Below are 18,501 nucleotides of genomic sequence, written 5' to 3'. Positions count from 1 at the left end.
CGCGGGGCTCCTTCCCCGCCCCGCCCCTACCCGAACCAGGGGCACCCCCCCGACCTCGTACAGCTCGCGGCCGTGCCCTCGCACGCCGGGCGGACCGAAGGTCCCGACCAGGGGGCGGAATGCCGGCCCCGCCGGCGTTCGAGGCGCGGGGGCCCTGGCGCGAGGCCCCGGTTCCGGGAAGGGGCGGGGTGGGGGAGGGCCGCGCGCAGCGGCCACGCCCACCCGGCGGCCCGGTCGTCAGACGCCCGCCCGTGCCTTCTCCTCGCCGTCCTCCGCCCGCTGATCCGGGAACCCGGCGGGAGCCGGCGCGTGGTCGTCCACCAGCGTCTTCTCGTCGAACGGCACGCGCCCGGCGAGCACCTCCGCCACCCGCTCCTTGTCGATCTCCTTCGTCCACGTGCCGACGAGCACCGTCGCGACCGCGTTGCCGGCGAAGTTGGTCAGCGCGCGCGCCTCGCTCATGAAGCGGTCGATGCCGACGATCAGGCCCACCCCGTCGACCAGCTCGGGCCGGTGCGACTGGAGGCCGCCCGCGAGGGTGGCGAGCCCGGCGCCGGTGACGCCCGCCGCACCCTTCGAGGCGATGATCATGAAGACGAGCAGGGAGATCTGCTCACCGACGGAGAGCGGGTCGCCCATCGCCTCGGCGACGAAGAGCGAGGCCATGGTGAGGTAGATCGCGGTGCCGTCGAGGTTGAAGGAGTAGCCGGTCGGCACGGTGATGCCGACGACGGGCTTGCTGACACCCAGGTGCTCCATCTTCGCGATGAGCCGCGGCAGCGCGGACTCGGACGAGGAGGTGGAGAGGATCAGCAGGAACTCGCGGCCCAGGTACCTGAGCAGGGTCCAGATGTTGAGCCCGGCGACCAGCCGGAGGAGCGTCCCGAGGACCACGAACACGAAGATCGCGCAGGTCAGATAGAAGCCGATCATGATGACGGCGAGGGACTTCAGCGCGTCGACACCGGTCGCGCCGACGACGGCGGCGATCGCGCCGAACGCGCCGACCGGGGCGGCCCACATGATCATGCCGAGGATGCGGAAGACGAGCCGCTGGATGTGGCCGATTCCACGCAGAACCGGTTCGCCCGCCGCGCCCATGGCCTGGAGCGCGAAGCCGGCGAGCAGCGCGACGAGGAGGGTCTGGAGGACCTCGCCCTCGGTGAAGGCGGAGACGATGGTCGTGGGGATGATCCCGAGGAGGAATTCCGGCGTGGACTCGCTCGCGCCCTCGGCCTGCTTGGCGCCGGCCTCGGCCAGCTCCTTGGTCAGATGCAGACCGGATCCGGGCTCCAGGATGTTGCCGACGACGAGGCCGATCGCGAGTGCGACGGTCGACATGACGAGGAAGTAGCCGAGGGCGAGGCCGCCGACGGCTCCGACCTTCGCGGCCTTCCGGACCGATCCGACGCCGAGCACGATCGTGCAGAAGATGATCGGCGAGATCATCATCTTGATCAGATTGACGAAGCCGGTCCCCAGCGGCTTCAGCTCGACGGCGACGCCGGGCGCCAGGAATCCGACCGCGATGCCGAGCACCACGGCTCCGATCACGGCCAGGTACAGATAGTGCGTACGGTCCCGTCTTGCGGCCACGGGGTCCTCCTCGTGCTGATGGGGGTGTCCACGTCCCGGTGGACTCCGAGAGCATCCATCAGCCTGTGACCGGGGTCACGGTTACGTACGTTTCGTTCACGACCGAACCGTGCGGCGGGAACGGAGGGGGAGGCCGGCGAGGGAACGATTCGGGAACGCAATGCGTCGGCGCACGGTCCCACGTGCACACTTACCCGCATGCGTTTCCCCCTCCCCCACCCCCGCAGCCTGGCCGGCCAGCTCTTCGCGATGCAGGTCGTGCTCGTGGCCGTCGTCGTGGCCGGGTGTGCGGTCTTCGCATACGTCACGGACCGGACGCAGGCCGAGGAGACCGCGCGACGCCAGGCCACGGCGACCGCCGCGGCCGTCGCCGACTCCCCGTCCGTGCTCGCCGCGGCGCGGTCCGCCGACCCGACGGCGGTGCTCCAGCCGTACGCCGAGGCGCTGCGCCGCCACGCGGGCGTGGCCTTCGTGGTGATCATGGCGCCGGACGGCACGCGCTGGACCCACCCCGAGCCGGAGCAGATCGGCCGGACGTACCTCGGACACATCGAGGAGGCGGCGGCGGGCCGGACGCACTCCGAGACCCACCTGGGGGTGCTCGGCCCTTCCGTACGGACGGTGGCGCCGGTCTTCGACCGCGGCGGCCGGGTCGTGGCGCTGGTCAGCGCGGGCATCACGATCGACAAGATCAGCGAGCAGGTACGGGAGCAGGTCACCGCGCTGCTCGGCATGGCGGGCGCGGCGCTCGCGCTCGGCGGGGCGGGGACGTACGTGATCAACGCGCGACTGCGGCGCCACACGCACGGCATGAACGCGACGGAGCTGAGCCGGATGCACGACTACCACGAGGCCGCACTGCACGCGGTCCGCGAGGGGCTCGTGATGCTCGACGGGCGGCGGCGGATCGCGCTCATCAACGACGGGGCGCGGGAGCTGCTGGGCCTGGACGAGGGGGTCGTCGGCCGTCCGGCGGCGGAACTCGGCCTTCCCGCGACGCTGACCGGCGCGCTGCTGTCCTCGGAGCCGCGGGTCGACGAGACGCATCTGACGGCGGACCGGGTACTGGTGGTCAACACCCGGCCGGTGGTGGGCGGGGAGCGGCGCGGCACGGTCGCCACGCTCCGGGACCGCACGGAACTCCAGGCGCTGTCGGGCGAGCTGGACTCGGAGCGGGGGTTCACGGAGGCGCTCCGCTCGCAGGCCCACGAGGCGGCGAACCGGCTGCACACGGTCGTGTCGCTCATCGAACTGGGCCGGGTGGCGGAGGCGGTGGAGTTCGCGACGGCGGAGCTGGAACTGGCCCAGGCGCTCACGGACCGTGTCGTGGACGCCGTCGGGGAGCCGGTGCTCGCGGCGCTGCTGCTCGGCAAGGCGGCGCAGGCGAACGAGCGGGGCGTGGAGCTGGTCCTCACGGAGGACAGCCGTATCGACGACGGTCTGGTGCCGGCGGCGCTGCCGTCCCGGGACCTGGTGACGATCCTCGGCAACCTCATCGACAACGCGGTGGAGGCGGCGGGCGGCACCCCGCACGCGCGTGTGACGGTCACGGTCGCGGCGCGCACGGGAGACGGCGAACTGCTCCTCCGGGTCGCCGACACCGGTCCCGGCGTCCGCCCGGCCGACCGCGACGCGGTCCTGGGCCGCGGCTGGACCACCCGGGGCCCGGGCCGGGGACTGGGCCTGGCACTGGTGGGCCAGGCGGTGTCCCGCGCGGCGGGCACGCTGGACGTGACGGACGCGGAGGGGGGCGGGGCTCGGTTCACGGTGCGCCTGCCGTTGCCGACGCCGGTGCCGCTGCCCCGGGCGGGCACGCCGGGCACGCCCCCCGACCCCGCCACCACCCCGGGACCGGACGCGGCCTCCGGGCCCGCCACCACCCCGGGGCCAGGCACAGCCGCCGGGTCCGGCGTTGCCTCGGGGCCCGACGCAGCCTCCGGGTCCGGCGCGGTCACCCGCCCCCGCGCCGCCCTCCAGTCCGGCCCCACCCCCACGCTGGGCCCCGCCTCACCCGGCGACCCGTCCCCCGGGTCCCGTGGGGGTACCCCGCCTCCCATCGGCTCTTCCGAGGTGGTCTCGTGAGCGCGCTTCCCCTGCGGGTGCTCGTCGTCGAGGACGATCCCGTCGCCGCCGACGCCCATGCCCTCTACGCCGGGCGCGTCGACGGGTTCACCGTCGTCGGCGTCGCACACTCCCGGGCCGCCGCCGTGCGCCTGCTCGAACGGACGCCCGTCGACCTGATCCTGCTCGACCTCTACCTGCCGGACGGCCACGGCCTCCAGCTGTTGCGCGCGCTGCGCGCCGCCGGGCACTCCGCCGACGTCATCGCCGTGACCTCCGCCCGCGACCTGGCCATCGTCCGCGAGGGCGTCTCGCTCGGCGTCGTCCAGTACGTCCTCAAGCCCTTCGCCTTCGCGACCCTGCGGGACCGGCTCGCCCGGTACGCCGAGTTCCGGGCGACCGCGGGCGAGGCCTCCGGGCAGGACGAGGTCGACCGGGCGCTCGCCACCCTCCGGGCCCCGCACCCCACCACCCTTCCCAAGGGCCTGAGCGCGCCCACCCTGGAGTCCGTCACCCGGACCCTCCGGTCCACCCCGGCCGGGCTCACCGCCGCCGAGGCCGGTGCGGCCGTCGGGATCTCACGGATCACCGCACGCCGCTATCTTGAACACCTGGTGACCGAGGGCCGGGCGGTGCGCGCCCCGCAGTACGGTCAGATCGGACGGCCGGAGCTCCAGTACCGCTGGCTCGACGGGCCCGCCCGCGGTCACTGATCGTCTTCTCCGCCGCCACCCGCGGTTACCGATCGGTTCCCACGTTCCTACGACTTCGCATGTTGGGGGAACGCACCGTAGCCAGCCGTCACCCTCCGCACCTACGGTGACCGGGTGCACCAACCCTCCCCACCCTTCAACGCCCTGGCCGCGCGGCGCTTCCGTGAGGGTCTCGGCATGACCCCCGGTCACGTCGCCTACGGCCTGCGCGCGCAGTACGGCCTCTTCGTCACGCCCGACGCCGTCGTCGCATGGGAACGCGGCCGGGCCCTCCCGAGCGAGCAGGAACTCACCGCCCTCGCGGGCGTCCTGTGGTGTGCTCCCGCCGAGCTCATCGCCGCCGCCACCACGCTCCGCGAGCACCGGATGACGCGCGGCCTGGCCCCCGAGGAGCTGGCCCGGCGGGTCGGCGTCTCGGCCCACGCGTACCAGCGCATGGAGGACGAGGGCCGCTGGCGCGGCACCGAACGCCAGACGGCCGCACTCGCCGAGGTCCTCGGTCTCGGCCCGCGCGCCCTGATCACCGCCACCGGCGGCGACGAGTCCCTCGCGGAGCTGCTGCGGGACGCCGCCACCACCCACCGCTGGCAGGCCTACGTGAAGCCGGCCGTGAAGATGCTGCCGCTGCCCCGGCAGACCCTGGAGTACGCCCTCCAGCGGCTGCACACCGACTACCACGCCAAGATGGCGGCGACCAGCAGCTGGGGCGCCTCGGCCGGCACCGGCGACGAGGGCCGCGCCTATCTCGACGACATCACCGGGCACTTCTGGGCCGCCGTCGGCGCCTAGCGGGCGCCTGACCGGATCCCGGTCCGCTCCCGTCCCCCGGTCGACCCACGACTCCCGATCGGCTCCCGACGGGCTGCCGGAGCACCGAACTCCGCACTCCGGCCCTTACATTGGCGCCGTGAGACGACACATACCCTTCGAACGACTCCACAACTTCCGTGACCTGGGCGGCTACCGGACCGCCGACGGCGGGACCGTGCGGTGGGAGACCCTCTACCGCTCCGACTCCCTCGCCAAGCTCGCGGACGCCGACCCCACCGATCTGGAGCGCTTCCGCGCGCTCGACGTGACCACGGTGATCGACCTGCGCTACCCGTGGGAGATCGCCGCCAAGGGCCGCCTCCCGGAGACCGAGGACGTCTCCTGGCACAACCTCTCCATCGAGCACCGCCCCTACGACCAGGCGGAGATCGACCCGGACCTCGACCCCTGGCGCTACCTCGCCGACCGGTTCGCCGAGGTCGCAGAGGACGGCGCGGTGGAACTCCGTACGGCCCTGGAGGTCATCGCCTCCGCCGACGGCCCGCTCGTCTTCCACTGCGCGTCCGGGAAGGACCGTACGGGGCTGCTCGCCGCCGTCCTCCTCGCCCTCCTGGGCGTTCCGGACGAGGAGATCCTCGCGGACTTCGCCCTCACCGAGCTGGCCACGGAGCGGCTGATCGCCGACTGGCGGGCCTCCCACCCCGGCCGCGCACTGCGCTGGCCGGGCTACGGCCGGGCGCCCGCCGACATCATCCGGCTCTTCCTCGCGGACCTGCGCGCCCGGTACGGCTCCGTGGACGCGTACGTCACCGGCCACGTCGGGCTCGACCCGGCGGTGGTGACGGCGCTCAGGGCCCGTCTGGTCGAGACGCCCTGACGCGCGTCCTCCACCGGGCCCGTTCCCGTGCCGACGGCGTCCTTCCCCGGCCGCCGGGATCAGTAGGATCGCGGCGGACGGACGGCGCTGCGGCGCCATGGGGGCTTGTGCCGTGGGGGGCCTGTGATGAAACCGCTCGACGACTCCGAGCCGACCGAGGTCGGTCCGTACCGGCTGCTCGCCGAGCTCGGCCACGGCGGCATGGGCCGCGTGCTCCTGGGCGCGGCCCACGACGGCCGGCTCGCCGCCGTCAAGCAGGTGCATGCCCGGTTCGCGTCCGACGACGACTTCCGGGCCCGCTTCCGCCGCGAGGTGGCCGCCTCCCGCAGGGTCTCCGGCGCCTACACGGCGGCCGTGATGGACGCCGACGCGGACGCCGCCCTCCCCTGGCTCGCCTCGGTGTTCGTGACCGGGCCCTCGCTGGGGGCGGCGGTGCGGGAGGCCGGTCCACTGCCCGAGACCGCCGTACGCCGGCTCGCCCTGGGCCTGGCGACGGCACTGACCGAGATCCACCGGGTGGGGCTGATCCACCGCGACCTCAAGCCCGAGAACGTCCTGCTCGCGGAGGACGGGGTCCGGGTCATCGACTTCGGCATCGCGCGGGCGGCGGACCCGGGCGCCGCCGAGCCGACGCAGCTGACCCAGACCGGCTGGGTCATCGGCTCGCCCCCGTTCATGTCGCCCGAGCAGGCGGAGAGCCGGGAACTCACCCCCGCGAGCGATGTGTTCTCGCTCGGCGCCGTCCTCGTCCTCGCGCTGACGGGCGCCTCCCCGTTCGCCGGCACCTCGACCTTCCAGACGCTCGCCAACGTGGTGCAGGGCGTCCCCGACCTGAGCGGGGTGCCGGCGGGGCTGCGCGGGATCGTCGAGGAGTGCCTCGCCAAAGACCCGGCCGCCCGGCCCACGCCGGCCCGGCTGATCGGACTCCTCGGCCCGGTCCCGCCCGCCGCCCGGGTCTGGCCCCCCGCGGTGCACGCCCTGGTGGCCGACCAGCAGGCCCGTATCGGCGCGTTGCTGGGCGAGGGGCCGGCCCCGACCCCGACGGTCGTCGTCGGGCCCCGCCCGGACGTACCCGTGACGCCGGGTCCGCCGACGCCGTACCCGACGGCCCACACCGGCGCCCGGCCGACGGTCACGGCGCCCGCGCGGATCCCCGCGCCCGCCACCGCGCCCCCGCCCATTCCCCGTCCCAGTCCCGCTCCCGCTCCCGCTCCTCAGGAGCCGCCGCGGCGGCGGGGTCGCGGGCGAACCGTCGCGCTCCTCGCCGCGGGACTGCTCGTCGTGGCGGGGACGGGCGTCGGCGGGTACTTCCTGCTGAGGAAGGACCCGGGCACGGACAAGTACCGCACGCTGCCCGCCTGCCAGGACGTGAAGCTCGCCCTGCCCTCGTACGAGCGGAACCCCGAGCGGGACTTCTCCGTCGCCCACGCCGACGGCCCGGAGATCCGCTGCTCCTGGACCACCGGGGAGTCCGACGGGGCGAAGGCCGAGAGTGCCGAGGTCTGGTGGAACCTCAAGACCCCCACCGCCGAGCGGGGTGAGGCGACGGACCGTCAGAAGACGGAGCACGCCGCTCAGTCGGACGGCGGCACCATGAACGCGGACGTCGGCGACGAGGCGTACTGGGCGGTCCCCGCGCCGGGCGAGGGGGACTGCGTCCTGCGCCTGCGCGACAGCAATCTGACGCTGCGCGTCTCGGTCACGCTCAAGGCCGAGGGCGACCCCGGGACGAACTGCCGGCCGGAGGCCGTGAGCATCGCCAGACACGCTCTCGACGTCCCGGTCCTGAGCCCCTGAGGCCCTGGCTCCTTGCCCGCTCCCCACTCCCCCTTCCCGCTCAGTCCCGCCGGTCGAAGGAGAAGAGCTGACCGGCGGCGTCCGGAGTACAGGGCGCCTGGGCCAGCCGTGCCCAGGCTGCCTGGCGGTCGCCGACGACGGTGACACAGGTACCGGGCGTCGCGGAGCCGACCGGAACGATCCGGTAGCCGCGGACCGGACCCTCGGGAGTGCCGTACGGCTCCAGGGTGAAGGCCTCGACCCGGCTGGGGTCCCCGCACTCGGAGTCCTCGTACGCGGAGTCGGGTATCCGGCCGCCGGAGGGTATGCCGGAGCATCCGGGGCCGAAGTCCGGGTGGTCGGAGACGATCCTCCACCGGCCGGAGCCCACCGTGGCGAGGGAGTAGAGCGGGAAGTCCGACGCGGCGCACGGCACCTGATGGACCTGTCCGGTGCGGGTGCCGCGCCGCTCGGCGAGGCAGAAGTCGGTGCCGGCCAGGCGGATGCGTACGTCTCCCACGGCGGGGGCCACGGCGGCGGGGGTACGGGGCGGCTGACCCGCACGGGGATGCTGGCCCGCGGGGCCGGTGCCGCCGTCGCGGAGGAAGGCGACGACGCTGACCCCGGCGAGGACGAGCCCGGTCAGGGCGACGGTCGCGACGAGCGCGCGCCGTATGCGGGACGGGGTGCCGGGACGGGTTCCGGACGGGATGCCGGACGCGCCGCCCTGCGACGCGGCCGCGGTATCGGGCCCGGGCCAGGTGGGCGGCGGGCCGACCGTCCCGGGCGTATCGGGCGCCACCTGCCCCGCCGCTCCGGGATCGGCAGGCGCACCCGCGTCCGTGTCCGTGTCTGTAGCCGCGTCCGTGGCCGTACTCGCGTCAGCCTCTGCCTCGGCGGCCCCGTACGCCCCCCGGCCCGCCAGCTCCGCCCGTACCGTCCGCCAGTCCTCCAGTTCGGCCGACGTCGCTCCGCAGGCGCGGACGAAGGCGGTCAGCAGTTCCTCGCGGGGCAGGGTCGCGCGGGCCAGCATGTTCGCCACGGTGGACCGGGGCAGGACGTCCCCGCGTGCCTCCGCCCGGGCCGAGAGCTCGCGGTAGGTCAGGCCCGACCAGTCCTTGAGGGCCTGGAGGCGCGCGAGGAACTCGGCCGGGGTGCGTGCCTCCCGTGGGTCAGGGGTGTGCCGCCCCGGTGTCATCCGTGCCTCTTCCCTTCGACCGAACCCACCGAACTCCGCCGGACAGGGGTTGGGACATGTCCGGGACAGGCCCCAAGCCTTGTTGATCGCAGGCTCCGGCTCAAGAGTGGAACCCGGCATTTCCAGGGGTGATGCCGCGCACGGCGGAGTGGCCCCGACCGTCCACGGGGGGACGGTCGGGGCCACTCGGGTGCGTCCGGGTCCCGGCGGGAATCGGGACAGGTCGGGACGGAGGTCCCGACGACAGGGCCTTGGGGACAGAGCCGTCGGCAGAGCCGTGAGGACGGCCCGTGAGGGCGGCCCGCGAAGGCCGGGCACCGCTGACGGGCGGACGGGCGCCGGCCGAACCTGTCCTCGGAAGGCGCCCTAGAAGACGGACTCCGCCTCGCGGATGCGGTCCTCCGGGACCGTCTTGAGGCGGGTGACCGCCTCGGCCAGCGGCACCATCTCGACGCCCGTGCCCCGCAGCGCCGTCATCCTGCCGAACTCGCCGCGGTGCGCGGCCTCCACCGCGTGCCAGCCGAAGCGGGTCGCGAGCACCCGGTCGTACGCGGTCGGCGTGCCGCCGCGCTGGACGTGGCCGAGGATGACCGGGCGGGCCTCCTTGCCGAGGCGCCGCTCCAGCTCGACGGCGAGCTGGTTGCCGATGCCCTGGAAGCGCTCGTGGCCGAACTGGTCGATCTCGCCCTTCTTGTACTCCATCGAGCCCTCGACCGGGTGGGCGCCTTCGGCGACGCAGATGACGGCGAACTTCTTGCCGCGGGCGAAGCGCTCCTCGACCATCTTGACCAGGTCGTCGACCTCGAAGGGCCGCTCGGGGAGGCAGATGCCGTGGGCGCCGCCGGCCATGCCGGACTCCAGGGCGATCCAGCCGGCGTGGCGGCCCATCACCTCGACGACCATCACCCGCTGGTGGGACTCGGCGGTGGTCTTGAGGCGGTCCATGGCCTCGGTGGCGACGCCGACGGCGGTGTCGAAGCCGAAGGTGCGGTCCGTGGACGAGATGTCGTTGTCGATCGTCTTCGGGACGCCGACGACGGGCATGCCGGCGTCGGAGAGCATCCGGGCGGCGGTCAGGGTGCCTTCGCCGCCGATCGGGATGAGGACGTCGATGCCGTACTCGCGGGCCAGGTCGGGGGCGGATTCGGCGGCTTCGGCCAGCCGGTTCCGCTCCAGGCGGGCGGAGCCGAGGATCGTGCCGCCGCGGGCCAGGATGCCGCTGACGGCGTTGAGGTCGAGGGGTCGGTAGTGGCCGTCGAGGAGGCCCTTGAAGCCGTCCTCGAAGCCGATGACTTCGTCGTCGTGGCCGGTGAGCGCCCGGTGCACGACCGACCGGATCACTGCGTTCAGGCCGGGGCAGTCTCCGCCTGCGGTGAGGACTCCGATGCGCATCGTGCTGTGTCTCCTGCTCGGTCGCGTTCCTTGGTGAGCCAGAGCGATTCTGGCACGCCCGGCCTGAGGGGCGCGCTCGCGGCCGTTCCGCGCGTCCCTCCCGGGCCTCGCGGAGAGGCCTTTCGTCCCGGGGTTCAGGGCCCTTCGTCCGGCGGGCGACCTAACCATCGGCGGGGGTATTGTCAAGGGGGTAATGCCGCCCTATCGGGGCTTTCTGAGCACAGTCGGTTGACGCGAGGGACCACGGCGTCGGTCGGCGCACGGGCCGCGAGCGTGCCGCGAGGGCACCGCTCGCCCCGGCTCCGTGAGTCCCGTTTTCCGCAGGACTGGACAGGAGACCACGGCGTGACGCGCAGCGTGTACGTGACCGGGATCGACCGCGGTGACGGCCGCCAGGTCGTCGAGCTGGGAGTCATGGAGCTCCTCACCCGCCAGGTGGACCGGGTGGGGGTGTTCCGGCCGCTGGTGCACGACGGTCCCGACCGGCTCTTCGACCTGCTGCGCACCCGCTACCGGCTCTCGCAGGACGCCTCGACGGTCTACGGCATGGACTACCACGAGGCCTCCGCGCTGCAGGCCGAGCGCGGCACCGACGAGCTGGTGTCGCAGCTGGTCGACCGCTTCCACGCGGTCGCCCGCGACTACGAGGTCGTCCTGGTCCTCGGCACCGACTTCGCCGCCACCCAGCTCCCCGACGAGCTGGCGCTCAACGCGCGGCTCGCCAACGAGTTCGGCGCCTCCGTCATCCCGGTCGTCGGCGGCAAGGGCCAGTCGGCGGAGTCCGTGCGGTCCGAGGCGCGCAACGCCTTCCGGGCGTACGACGGACTCGGCTGCGACGTGCTCGCGATGATCGTCAACCGGGTGGCGGGCGAGGACCGGGAGGTCATCGCCGAGCGGCTCACGGCCCGGCTGCCCGTACCCTGCTACGTCCTGCCGGACGAGCCGGCGCTCGCCGCGCCCACCGTCGCCCAGATCAAGCACGCGCTCGGCGCCTCCGTGGTCCTCGGCGACGACGCGGGCCTCGCGCGCGACGCGCTGGACTTCGTCTTCGGCGGCGCGATGCTGCCGAACTTCCTCAACGCGCTGACCCCGGGCTGTCTCGTCGTCACCCCCGGGGACCGGGCCGACCTGGTCGTCGGGGCGCTGGCCGCGCACTCGGCCGGCACCCCGCCGATCGCCGGTGTGCTGCTCACCCTGAACGAGCGGCCCAGCGACGAGATCCTGACCCTGGCGGCCCGTCTCGCGCCGGGCACCCCGGTCATCTCCGTGGCGGGCAACAGCTTCCCGACCGCCACCGAACTCTTCGCGCTGGAGGGCAAGCTGAACGCGGCCACCCCGCGCAAGGCGGAGACGGCGCTCGGCCTGTTCGAACGGCACGTGGACACGGCCGACCTGCTCAAGCGGGTCTCGGTGGCCCGCAGCGGCCGGGTCACCCCGATGATGTTCGAGCACGAGCTCATCGAGCAGGCGCGCGCCGACCGGCGCCGGGTGGTGCTCCCGGAGGGCACCGAGGAGCGGGTGCTGCGCGCCGCCGACGTGCTGCTGCGCCGTGACGTGTGCGACCTGACGCTGCTCGGCGACGTCGAGGTCATCCGGAAGAAGGCCGCCGATCTGGGCATCGCGCTCGCCGACACACAGCTGATCGACCCGGCGACGTCGGAGCTGCGGGACGCGTTCGCCGAGAAGTACGCGGCGCTGCGGGCCCACAAGGGCGTCACCGTGGAACTGGCGTACGACGTGGTCTCGGACGTCAACTACTTCGGCACGCTGATGGTCCAGGAGGGTCTGGCCGACGGCATGGTCTCCGGCTCGGTGCACTCCACGGCTGCGACGATCCGCCCGGCCTTCGAGATCATCAAGACCAAGCCGGACGCCTCGATCGTCTCGTCGGTCTTCTTCATGTGCCTCGCCGACAAGGTCCTCGTGTACGGCGACTGCGCGGTCAATCCGGACCCGGACGCCGAGCAGCTCGCGGACATCGCCGTCCAGTCGGCGGCCACCGCGGCCCGCTTCGGCGTCGAGCCGCGGATAGCGATGCTCTCGTACTCGACCGGCACGTCGGGCTCCGGCGCCGACGTCGACAAGGTGCGGGAGGCGACGAAGCTGGTCCGCGAGGCGCACCCGGAGCTGCGGATCGAGGGGCCCATCCAGTACGACGCCGCCGTCGAGCCCTCGGTCGCGGCGACGAAGCTGCCGGGCTCGGAGGTGGCGGGGCAGGCGACCGTGCTGATCTTCCCGGACCTCAACACCGGCAACAACACCTACAAGGCCGTGCAGCGTTCGGCCGGCGCCGTGGCCGTCGGGCCGGTGCTCCAGGGTCTGCGCAAGCCGGTGAACGACCTCTCGCGCGGCGCGCTCGTCAGCGACATCGTCAACACGGTCGCCATCACGGCGATCCAGTCCCAGGTCCCCGCCCAGGGTCAGGAGTTCCCCGCATGACCGCCCCCACCCCCGTTCCCACCCGTGTGCTGGTCCTCAACTCCGGCTCGTCGTCGGTGAAGTACCAGCTGCTCGACATGCGCGACGACAGCCGGCTCGCCCAGGGGCTCGTGGAGCGGATCGGCGAGGAGACCTCGCGGCTCGTGCACACCCCGCTGCAGGGCGGTGGAGGCGAGAAGCGCGAGAAGAACGGCCCGATCGCCGACCACGCGGCCGCGCTGAAGGCGGTCGCCGAGGAGCTGGCGGCGGACGGCCTGGGGCTCGACTCCCCCGAGCTGGCGGCGATCGGCCACCGGGTGGTGCACGGCGGGCTGCGGTTCACCGAGCCGACGGTCATCGACGACGAGGTGCTGGCGGAGATCGAGCGGCTCGTGCCGGTGGCGCCGCTGCACAACCCGGCGAACCTGACGGGCATCCGTACGGCGACGGCGCTCCGCCCCGACCTGCCGCAGGTCGCGGTCTTCGACACGGCTTTCCACACGACGATGCCGGAGTCGGCGGCGCGGTACGCGATCGACGTGGAGACGGCCGACGCGTACCGGATCCGGCGGTACGGGTTCCACGGCACCTCGCACGCGTATGTGTCGCGGGAGACGGCGAAGCTGCTCGGCAAGGAGCCGGAGGAGGTGAACGTGATCGTGCTGCACCTGGGCAACGGCGCGTCCGCCTCCGCGGTGAGGGGCGGCCGGTGCGTGGACACCTCGATGGGCCTGACGCCGCTGGAGGGCCTGGTCATGGGTACCCGCTCGGGCGACATCGACCCGGCGGTCACCTTCCACCTCAAGCGGGTGGCGGGCATGTCGGCCGACGACATCGACGTCCTGCTGAACAAGAAGTCCGGCCTGGTGGGACTCTGCGGGGACAACGACATGCGGGAGATCCGCCGCCGGATCGACGAGGGCGACGAGCGTGCGGCGCTCGCCTTCGAGATCTACATCCACCGGCTGAAGAAGTACATCGGGGCGTACTACGCGGTGCTGGGCCGGGTGGACGCGGTGGCGTTCACGGCGGGGGTCGGGGAGAACGCGGCCCCCGTGCGGGAGGCCGCGATCACGGGACTGGAGGAGCTGGGGCTCGCGGTGGACGCGGACCTCAACGCGGTGCGGTCGGACGAGGCACGGCTGATCTCGCCGAACTACGCGCGGGTGGCGGTCGCCGTGGTGCCGACGGACGAGGAGCTGGAGATCGCGCGCCAGACCTTCGCTCTGGTGGGCGGGGAAGCACCCGCGGAAAGGCCCGGAGAAACCCTCGGAGAAACGCTCGGAGAAGTGAACGCCTGAGCGACCTCGCGCCCATTTGTACTTTCCGCCAGCCGGAATATTCCGCAGCGAAACAAACCGATAGGATCCGCCTCATGCGCCGTTCCAAAATCGTCTGCACGCTGGGCCCCGCCGTCGACTCGTATGAGCAGCTGAAGGCTCTCATCGAGGCCGGCATGAACGTGGCCCGATTCAACTTCAGCCACGGATCCCAGGCGGAACACCAGGAGCGGTACGACCGCGTCCGGCAGGTCTCCGCGGACACCGGTCGCGCCGTCGGCGTGCTCGCCGACCTCCAGGGCCCCAAGATCCGTCTCGAGACCTTCGCCGAGGGCCCGGTCGAGCTGGTGCGCGGTGACGAGTTCACCATCACCACCGACGACGTCCCCGGCGACAAGTCCATCTGCGGCACCACCTACAAGGGCCTGCCCGGCGATGTCTCCAAGGGCGACCAGGTCCTGATCAACGACGGCAACGTCGAACTGCGGGTCGTCGAGGTCGAGGGCCCCCGGGTCAAGACCATCGTCGTCGAGGGCGGTGTCATCTCCGACCACAAGGGCATCAACCTGCCCGGCGCGGCGGTCAACGTCCCCGCCCTGTCGGAGAAGGACGTGGACGACCTCCGGTTCGCGCTCCGCATGGGCTGCGACATGGTCGCGCTCTCCTTCGTCCGTGACGCCGACGACGTCAAGGACGTCCACAAGGTGATGGACGAGGAGGGCCGCCGGGTCCCCGTCATCGCCAAGGTGGAGAAGCCGCAGGCCGTCGAGAACATGGAGGCCGTCGTCGCGGCCTTCGACGCGGTCATGGTGGCCCGCGGCGACCTCGCCGTCGAGTACCCGCTCGAAAAGGTCCCGATGGTGCAGAAGCGCCTCGTGGAGATGTGCCGCCGCAACGCCAAGCCGGTCATCGTCGCGACCCAGATGATGGAGTCGATGATCACCAACTCCCGTCCGACCCGCGCCGAGGCGAGCGACGTCGCCAACGCGATCCTGGACGGCGCGGACGCGGTCATGCTGTCGGCCGAGTCCTCGGTCGGCGCGTACCCGATCGAGACCGTGAAGACGATGTCGAAGATCGTCGCCGCGGCCGAGGAGGAGCTGCTCTCCAAGGGCCTCCAGCCCCTGGTCCCGGGCAAGAAGCCGCGCACCCAGGGCGGTTCCGTCGCCCGCGCGGCCTGCGAGATCGCCGACTTCCTGGGCGGCAAGGCCCTGGTCGCCTTCACCCAGTCCGGCGACACGGCCCGCCGTCTCTCGCGCTACCGCGTCCAGCAGCCGATCCTCGCCTTCACGACGGACGAGAACACCCGTAACCAGCTCACCCTGAGCTGGGGCGTCGAGTCCTTCGTCGTCCCGCACGTGGACAACACGGACGCGATGGTCGACCTGGTGGACGCCGAGCTCCTGAAGCTCCAGCGCTACAACGCGGGTGACACCATGGTCATCACCGCCGGCTCGCCCCCCGGCGTCCCCGGCACGACGAACATGGTCCGCGTCCACCACCTCGGTGGCGGCGAGCGCGCCTGACGTCACGACGAAGCCCCCGTCCGCACGGTGCGGACGGGGGCTTCGTCGTACGGGCCGTGTGTCGTACCGGGTCAGTCGGGCTCGACCGTGTTGCGGAGGCCCGGGACCTTGAGGGTGCCGCCGAACTGTCCCGCCTGCTTGAGCTTCACCTGGGTGAAGAAGGCGAAGGGGACGTCCAGCGGGGGCGGGCTCTCCGGGCTGAAGGTGATCGGGATGATGCCGAAGAGGTTGCCCTTCAGCTCCTCCGTGTACATGGTCACCGTGCCGTCGGTGATGGTCGACGTCGAGCCCTTGTCGGAGCGGACGTGGCCCGTGCGGCCCTCGGAGTGGACCGTCAGCTGGTGGAGGTCCTTGATGTCGATGCCGGTCGCGGTGAACTTCAGGACCTTCTTGAGCTTGCCGCTGCCCGTCTTGACCTCGACGATGCCGTGGTACTTGAGGCCCTTCAGCGTGAGCAGCGAGCTCTCCAGCCGCCACGGCTCGTCCGGGAGCAGCGGGATGCCCGGCTCCAGGTCGGCCGCCGCGAGCGCCTCGGGGTCCGGCTCGGGGCACGGGAACCGGGGCTTGGCGCCGTCGGGTATGGACTCGTCCTTCTTGGCCTCCAGGCCCTTGGCGCTCTCCGGCAGCTCCTGGACCTTCGCGCCGGCCTGCGCGGCGGCCTTCTCGATCTGCCTCTTCGCCGTCTCCGCGCCCGGGTCGGCGGTCGCCTTCGGAGCCGCGGTCGACTTCGGCGGAGTGGTCGTGGCCGGCTTGTCGGCGGGAGCCGTCGCGGAGGCGCTCGGGGCGGGTGCCTGGGTCGTCGGAGCCGCCGTGGTGGGCGTTTCCGTCGGCTTCGGGTCCGGGCCGTCGAACAGGTCCTTGAGCGCGTCGCCGAGGCCCAGCGGGTCGAGCGGGTTCTTCGACTGCGTCGGCGTGGGTGTGGCCGTCGGTGTCGGCGTCGCCGTCGGGGAGGCGGTGGTCTTGGCCTGGCCCTGCGTCTGCCGCGTGGCCGCCTGCCCGGTCTCCGTCGCGGTCGGCGTCGGGCTTCCGGTGGGGGTCGCGGTGGCGGTGGGGGTGGCGGTCGCGGTCGCGGAAGGCGTCGCGGTGGGGGTGGAGGCGGGCGTCGTCTTCGCCGTCTCGGCCGGCTTCGTCGTCTCCTCCTGCGTCGGCTCGTCCGAGCGCGTCACACAGGGGCCGGGCGCGAAGGGGATGTCCTTCTCATCGGCGAGGGCGAGCCTGGGCGTGAGGCCCATGCCCACGAACACCGCGGTCGGCATGGCGGCCAGCGCCATCGCCTTGCCCGCGGGGCCCTGGATCCTGTTCAGCAGCGACTTGCGCGGGGCCGCGTGCCGCGGGCCCTCCTTCGCGAGCGCCGACTGAGTCTCGTCACCCCGCACTGTTCCTCCCGCCCTTGGCGTCGATCGTCGTGTCGGTCAGCGGCTGCGCGCCCTCGCGCTGCTCCGGGAATACGGCCGCCACCATGGCCTCGGTCTCGGGGTCGAGGGCGGGGGCGGCCTCGTCGGAGGCCTCCGGCTGACCGTCGTGCTCTGCGTCGGCCTCTGCCTCGTCGGTCTCCTCGACCGGCGGGGCGGGCGCCCACGCGGCGGACATACCGCCGCCGATGACCGCGAACAGATAGCCGATGATCAGGCCACCGAAGTTCGAGACCGGGATGGAGACGAGCGCCAGGACGATCGTCGCGACACCCGCGAACACCCGGACGATGGGCTGGAACCACATCGTCAGACCGAGCGTGATGAGCAGGACGCCGATGATCAGCGCGCCGGCACCGGCGGTGGTCTGCATGGCGAGGGTGACATTGCCGAGCCGCATGTCCCCGTACGGAAGGTAGGCGATCGGTACGCCGCCGATCATGGTGAACAGTCCCGCCCAGAAGGGCCGGGTCTGCCGCCAGACCTTGAACCGGTTCTCCTTCTTGGGGACTTCGCGGGAGGCGGGGATCTCGGCGCTCATGGAACAGCTCCCTGGAAGCGGTGTTGCTGAGAAGTTGAAGGGAAGGGGCCTCGCGGGTGGGACCGCACGGGGCGGCCCCACCCTCAGGACGACCTGGTCCTCGCGGACCGGTCAGTCCTAGTAGCACTCCTTCGAGGTGCCCCGGTGCAGGGACAGGTGAAGGTCGGGGAGCTTGAAGGTGCCGGCCGTGGTGGCCCACGCCTTCTGCTCCACGTTGTTCAGCGTCGCCTGCTCGGCACGCTGGCCGAAGCCGTACGGGTTGGCCTTGGTGTTGGGCTGGATGCCCGGCTTGCCCGGAACCGGCTGGCCGTTGACCTTGTGCAGGTCGCCGGCGGCGATGCCGATGTCGATGTTGGTGAACTCGGCGTCGGCCTTGAGCTCGGAGACATCGAGGTAGATGCCCTTCGCGTAGACCTTGTCCTCGGCCTTTCCGGTCTTGGCGGCCTCGGTGCCGGCCTCCAGACGGAGGGTGACGTCACCGATGAACGGCACCTTCGGCGTCACGACCGACTGGCACATGTTCGTGATCCAGGCCTCGGAGAAGCCGGACACCGCCACCGGGGCGGCGAAGTCCTTGCCCTCGAGGTCCTTGCCGGCGTCGACGCTGCCGTACTGGACGAAGTCCGTACCGACGAGGCTGTTGGCCTTAACCTTGAATTCCTGGCCGGAGATGCTGAAGGACGCGGCGAGCGCGCCCTGGGCCAGGCCGACACCGATCGCGGCCGTCGCGGCCACACTCGGGACCATGACGACGGCGAACCGCTTCCATCTGGTCCCGCCACGAACCTGGGACTTCATGAGAATTCCTCCTTCTCGGACGTACATCTCCGGAAGGGCCCGGGGCCCGTCCTGGGATGGGAGAAGAGCTACGTCCTCGGGAAGGAGAGCGCCGAGGCATCAGGCGGCGCGTTGCGCGTCCGAATCACCGGCGATCACCCCC

The 18,501-nt window shown here is 72.5% G+C and carries 14 protein-coding genes; 8 read left to right on the top strand and 6 right to left on the bottom strand.

All coding sequences use genetic code 11. The annotated features are described in order from the left end of the window. Positions 1–237: 237 nt before the first annotated feature. Positions 238–1,596, bottom strand: coding sequence for a cation:dicarboxylate symporter family transporter (locus tag IF00_RS0123795; protein WP_030321206.1), 1,359 nt, complete (start codon positions 1,594–1,596; stop codon positions 238–240). A 198-nt stretch (positions 1,597–1,794) separates the two neighbouring features. On the opposite strand from IF00_RS0123795, the gene IF00_RS0123790 reads away from it, so the two are divergent. The 5 genes from IF00_RS0123790 (at position 1,795) to IF00_RS0123770 (ending at position 7,815) form a co-directional block, all read left to right on the top strand. After that, on the top strand, positions 1,795–3,678 hold the full coding sequence (locus IF00_RS0123790) for a sensor histidine kinase (protein WP_245234612.1): 1,884 nt from the start codon (positions 1,795–1,797) through the stop codon (positions 3,676–3,678). Then, on the top strand, positions 3,675–4,370 hold the full coding sequence (locus IF00_RS0123785; protein WP_030321204.1) for a response regulator: 696 nt from the start codon (positions 3,675–3,677) through the stop codon (positions 4,368–4,370). Before IF00_RS0123790 ends, IF00_RS0123785 begins: the two co-directional genes overlap by 4 nt. Before the next feature lie 177 nt (positions 4,371–4,547). Beyond that, positions 4,548–5,159: a helix-turn-helix domain-containing protein gene (locus tag IF00_RS0123780; RefSeq protein WP_245234617.1), complete on the top strand. Its 612-nt coding sequence runs from the start codon at positions 4,548–4,550 to the stop codon at positions 5,157–5,159. 118 nt (positions 5,160–5,277) lie between these two features. Continuing rightward, positions 5,278–6,018 carry a tyrosine-protein phosphatase gene (locus IF00_RS0123775; RefSeq protein ID WP_030321199.1) on the top strand — a complete coding sequence of 247 codons (741 nt, stop codon included), beginning with the start codon at positions 5,278–5,280 and terminating at the stop codon, positions 6,016–6,018. Positions 6,019–6,144: 126 nt separating this feature from the next. Then, positions 6,145–7,815: a serine/threonine-protein kinase gene (locus IF00_RS0123770; protein WP_030321197.1), complete on the top strand. Its 1,671-nt coding sequence runs from the start codon at positions 6,145–6,147 to the stop codon at positions 7,813–7,815. 40 nt (positions 7,816–7,855) lie between these two features. On the opposite strand, the gene IF00_RS0123765 is transcribed toward IF00_RS0123770, so the two are convergent. Then, positions 7,856–8,992, bottom strand: coding sequence for a helix-turn-helix domain-containing protein (locus IF00_RS0123765; RefSeq protein WP_030321195.1), 1,137 nt, complete (start codon positions 8,990–8,992; stop codon positions 7,856–7,858). A 366-nt stretch (positions 8,993–9,358) separates the two neighbouring features. Further along, a complete protein-coding gene (locus IF00_RS0123760) occupies positions 9,359–10,384 on the bottom strand; it encodes an ATP-dependent 6-phosphofructokinase (protein ID WP_030321192.1) in 1,026 nt (341 codons plus the stop codon). Between the two features lie 345 nt (positions 10,385–10,729). Here IF00_RS0123760 and pta point away from each other — a divergent pair, with 345 nt between their 5' ends. The 3 genes from pta (at position 10,730) to pyk (ending at position 15,608) form a co-directional block, all read left to right on the top strand. Continuing rightward, a complete protein-coding gene (gene pta / locus IF00_RS0123755) occupies positions 10,730–12,823 on the top strand; it encodes a phosphate acetyltransferase (RefSeq protein WP_030321190.1) in 2,094 nt (697 codons plus the stop codon). Further along, positions 12,820–14,103, top strand: coding sequence for an acetate kinase (locus IF00_RS0123750; protein ID WP_051820567.1), 1,284 nt, complete (start codon positions 12,820–12,822; stop codon positions 14,101–14,103). Before pta ends, IF00_RS0123750 begins: the two co-directional genes overlap by 4 nt. Before the next feature lie 74 nt (positions 14,104–14,177). Next, positions 14,178–15,608 (top strand): pyruvate kinase, encoded by a 1,431-nt coding sequence (pyk, locus tag IF00_RS0123745; RefSeq protein ID WP_030321188.1) that lies wholly within the window; start codon positions 14,178–14,180, stop codon positions 15,606–15,608. A gap of 71 nt (positions 15,609–15,679) precedes the next feature. Here pyk and IF00_RS0123740 read toward each other — a convergent pair whose 3' ends face one another. The 3 genes from IF00_RS0123740 to IF00_RS0123730 all read right to left on the bottom strand — a co-directional run bounded on the left by IF00_RS0123740 (position 15,680) and on the right by IF00_RS0123730 (position 18,359). Further along, a complete protein-coding gene (locus tag IF00_RS0123740; protein WP_030321186.1) occupies positions 15,680–16,984 on the bottom strand; it encodes a hypothetical protein in 1,305 nt (434 codons plus the stop codon). Continuing rightward, the gene (locus IF00_RS0123735; RefSeq protein WP_030321184.1) at positions 16,974–17,561 is read right to left on the bottom strand and encodes a DUF6114 domain-containing protein; all 588 of its coding nucleotides are present in this window, start codon (positions 17,559–17,561) and stop codon (positions 16,974–16,976) included. The genes IF00_RS0123740 and IF00_RS0123735 overlap by 11 nt, the downstream gene beginning before the upstream one ends. A gap of 117 nt (positions 17,562–17,678) precedes the next feature. Beyond that, positions 17,679–18,359 (bottom strand): DUF6230 family protein, encoded by a 681-nt coding sequence (locus tag IF00_RS0123730; RefSeq protein ID WP_030321181.1) that lies wholly within the window; start codon positions 18,357–18,359, stop codon positions 17,679–17,681. Between the last annotated feature and the right edge of the window lie 142 nt (positions 18,360–18,501).

This window comes from Streptomyces flavochromogenes (assembly GCF_000717595.1).
Classification (GTDB): Bacteria; Actinomycetota; Actinomycetes; order Streptomycetales; family Streptomycetaceae; genus Streptomyces; species Streptomyces flavochromogenes.
The sequence above is the reverse complement of the archived record's forward strand: the minus strand, read 5'-3'. Positions and strand labels throughout refer to the sequence as shown.

Bases quoted from the DNA above. Each gene is read 5' to 3' on its own strand.
- pyk (WP_030321188.1), top strand. From the start codon at position 14,178: ATGCGCCGTTCCAAAATCGTCTGCACGCTGGGCCCCGCCGTCGACTCG.
- IF00_RS0123780 (WP_245234617.1), top strand. From the start codon at position 4,548: ATGACCCCCGGTCACGTCGCCTACGGCCTGCGCGCGCAGTACGGCCTC.
- IF00_RS0123770 (WP_030321197.1), top strand. From the start codon at position 6,145: ATGAAACCGCTCGACGACTCCGAGCCGACCGAGGTCGGTCCGTACCGG.
- IF00_RS0123765 (WP_030321195.1), bottom strand. From the start codon at position 8,992: ATGACACCGGGGCGGCACACCCCTGACCCACGGGAGGCACGCACCCCG.
- IF00_RS0123750 (WP_051820567.1), top strand. From the start codon at position 12,820: ATGACCGCCCCCACCCCCGTTCCCACCCGTGTGCTGGTCCTCAACTCC.
- IF00_RS0123730 (WP_030321181.1), bottom strand. From the start codon at position 18,359: ATGAAGTCCCAGGTTCGTGGCGGGACCAGATGGAAGCGGTTCGCCGTC.
- IF00_RS0123790 (WP_245234612.1), top strand. From the start codon at position 1,795: ATGCGTTTCCCCCTCCCCCACCCCCGCAGCCTGGCCGGCCAGCTCTTC.
- IF00_RS0123735 (WP_030321184.1), bottom strand. From the start codon at position 17,561: ATGAGCGCCGAGATCCCCGCCTCCCGCGAAGTCCCCAAGAAGGAGAAC.
- IF00_RS0123760 (WP_030321192.1), bottom strand. From the start codon at position 10,384: ATGCGCATCGGAGTCCTCACCGCAGGCGGAGACTGCCCCGGCCTGAAC.